Source organism: Moraxella caprae DSM 19149 (assembly GCF_000426885.1).
Taxonomy (GTDB): domain Bacteria; phylum Pseudomonadota; class Gammaproteobacteria; order Pseudomonadales; family Moraxellaceae; genus Moraxella; species Moraxella caprae.
Map to the genome: position 1 here is coordinate 1 of NZ_AUGF01000086.1, position 2,918 is coordinate 2,918.

A 2,918-nucleotide genomic window follows, 5' to 3' on the forward strand; every position below is an offset into this window, starting at 1 on the left:
GTTCGTGGTGAGCTTGTCGAACCATAACGGTTTTCCGCCACCCCTCAACAAGCTCGGGGCGAACGGAAAGCCTAGTTTTGCAGGAAGTCTAATAAGTATAATTTAAATAATATGATTAAAATAAAGTGCAAGATAACTATATAAATGCAAAATTATCATCAAATGCCACTTATAGAGTGTAGACTTATAGTAATCAAAAAAAGATAATGTAAAAATGAACACATTGAAAATTTTTGGCAAAAATATCAAAAATATTCGTCACTCAAAACAACTTTCTCAAGAAGGTTTAGCTGAAAAAGCGGGGTTGCATAGAACCTACATTGGCTCAGTAGAAAGAGGGGAAAGGAATGTGAGTTTGATTAATATTGTCCAGATTGCTAAAGCCCTAGAGGTGTCCCCATCCGTTTTAATGGAAAATTTAGAATTGGAGTATTCTTATGTCTCCCTATGCAAACCAACCAATGAGTAATTGGCCTAATATCACTCAAAATCTCATAGACTCTTATCCTTTGAAACAATCTGAAATATTAGAAATTGCAATCATTGCTTGGCAACAGGTATGGGATACTGTTATTGGCAACCAAATATCTTTGCAAGAATTTGATTTGCCTGCAACAATTGTTGGGTACTTCTTCCAGAAACTTTTTGCCAATGAGCTTGAAAGAAAATACCCAAAACAATGGAGAGGGGAATTGAATAAAAATGATAAAGACTTGGTTTATATTGAAAACTCTCATTTTTCAACAGAAATGAAAACATCTGGACAGATGGGGTATTGCCTATATGGAAATAGAAGTTACAACCAGAGGGTTGACAGAAGTTTAGACACTAAAGACAAATCAGGTTTTTATATTACCCTTAATTTTTATCATAAACGAATGACTTGCCTAAGAATAGGATGGATCGATCAAGATGACTGGATTCCTCAAAGCTCTCAAACAGGTCAGGCGGCAACATTAAAACCAGAAGTGTATCAATACAAAATGCAGGTTATTGGAGGGAGTTACATAAAAGAAACTCCAGTTGCTATGTTAAAAGGTGTTGGAAGTACAACATTATCTCTACTAGAAGAAAATAAAATATTTACTTTTTATGATTTAAAATCATACAATGGTGATAATAAGAAAATTATTAAGCTAAGAGACAATAATTATGAAAACCTAGGTTAAATCAATATTTAATAAAAAAAGCGGTAATATAATATATACCGCTTTATTAAGTTATTTTTGTTATACCTTATTTAGTCTATCTCTTATAATATCTATGTACTCACTCTGTATCTCGAATCCAATAACATAACGATTGTTTTTCAAGGCAACTTCCGCAGTAGTACCTGATCCCATAAATGGATCTAAAATAATATCTCCCATATTACTACTGGCTTTCATCACTCTTTCTATTAATTCTAGTGGAAACTGAGCTGGGTGCTTAGTTCTCTCCTTTGAAGAACGATTAGCTCCAGAAGTAACTTTTTTAATTTGCCAAACATCAGAAGGGTTTTTCCCCAAAGGATTGCACTTTAATATTCCATTTTTCTTCTGGTTAGGGTATTTAACATTTGGATCTCTAACCTCATCTAGATTAAATAAGTAATCATGTGGATTTTTGACATACCATAAAAACTTTTCATTGCGAGGAGAAAACCTTTTTTTGCAAGCAACACCAGCAGAATAATTCCAAACAATTTCCTGTATAAAATAAAAATTAGTACGATTCCATAGCAAATAGGGTATTGGAACAGCCAATCCAACATCATCAACAGCTAAGTAACCAAGATTCAGCCAAAATGCACCACTATTAGTTGTTAAGCGATGTATCTCTCCAATCCATTGTTCACACCATTTTAGGTAAGAATCTAAATCCAAAGGATCTTCATATGATTTACCAATATTGTAAGGAGGTGAGGTTATAGTCAAGTCAATTAAGTTGCTTGATAGCATGCTCATTGCCTTTAAGCAATCCATTTGGTAAATCAAAGCCCCATCTTTTTCAATGGCAGGCTCCCCTAAAATTTTTTTTACATGCTGCAAACGATCAATAGGACTCATAAATACATTTTTCATTTTTTGACTGATGATTATCATAGTCTATTTCCAACGAATAGTCAATATTCTTTCTATATCAATAACACAAGTATTTTAAATTATTGATTTTATTAAATTATTTTTAAAATTAGAAATTTATGTTATCATGTTCAGTAAAAGTTTACTTATCCCCTACTACAATGACCGACCTTCGTAAACTCGACTTAAACTTATTAAAAGCCTTTGTCGTATTATTAGACGAATGCAATGTCAGTCGTTCAGCACAACGCTTATCTGTTACCCAACCTGCGATGAGCGGGATTTTAAATCGCTTGCGGATAAGTTTTAATGACCCCTTATTTGTCCGTGTTCAGCATGGTATGCAACCCACCGACAGGGCGATTGAACTTGGGCATATTGCTCAGCGTGTCTTGCAGGACGTGAATTCCATGCTCGCCCCACCCAAGCTAGAACCTGCCAATTTGTCCATGACCCTGCGGATTGGAGCGACCGATTATGTGCAAGCGATTATTGTTGCTCCCTTAATTTTAAAATTAAGACGGCTTGCTCCCAATGTGCAAGTGGCATTATTACCTGTGCAAGGGCAAAATGTTAAAACTTTATTTGAACAAAATAAAATTGATTTGGCATTTGTCAGTCAAAATAATTTAACGCCCGATATGTACCAACAAAAACTCTATGACGAACGCTATATTTGTGCGATGAGTAAAACGCATCCGATGGCAAATAAAAAATTAACCACAGAGACTTTTTGTGAATTGTCCTTTGCGATGTTTTCTTATAATAGACCTCCTGCAAAACCCTTCCTATGCTAAAATACCCCAATGAACTACGAAGCCTCCACACACCTATCCGACACCAAATTCAAACGCT

At 34.8% G+C, this 2,918-nt stretch carries 4 protein-coding genes; 3 read left to right on the forward strand and 1 reads right to left on the reverse strand.

Going from position 1 to position 2,918, the window contains the following annotated elements:
* The first annotated feature begins 214 nt into the window (after positions 1-214).
* Entirely contained in the window at positions 215-469 is a 255-nt protein-coding gene (locus K941_RS0112240) for a helix-turn-helix domain-containing protein (RefSeq protein ID WP_029103821.1), read from the forward strand.
* Positions 438-1,169, forward strand: coding sequence for a ScaI family restriction endonuclease (locus K941_RS0112245; protein WP_084137768.1), 732 nt, complete (start codon positions 438-440; stop codon positions 1,167-1,169). The genes K941_RS0112240 and K941_RS0112245 overlap by 32 nt, the downstream gene beginning before the upstream one ends.
* A gap of 60 nt (positions 1,170-1,229) precedes the next feature.
* Here the strand turns inward: K941_RS0112245 and K941_RS0112250 are convergent, their stop codons facing one another.
* Positions 1,230-2,084, reverse strand: a complete 855-nt coding sequence (locus K941_RS0112250) for a DNA-methyltransferase (protein WP_208854385.1) — start codon at positions 2,082-2,084, stop codon at positions 1,230-1,232.
* A gap of 140 nt (positions 2,085-2,224) precedes the next feature.
* On the opposite strand from K941_RS0112250, the gene K941_RS15880 reads away from it, so the two are divergent.
* Entirely contained in the window at positions 2,225-2,860 is a 636-nt protein-coding gene (locus K941_RS15880; protein ID WP_084137769.1) for a LysR family transcriptional regulator, read from the forward strand.
* Positions 2,861-2,918: the final 58 nt, after the last annotated feature.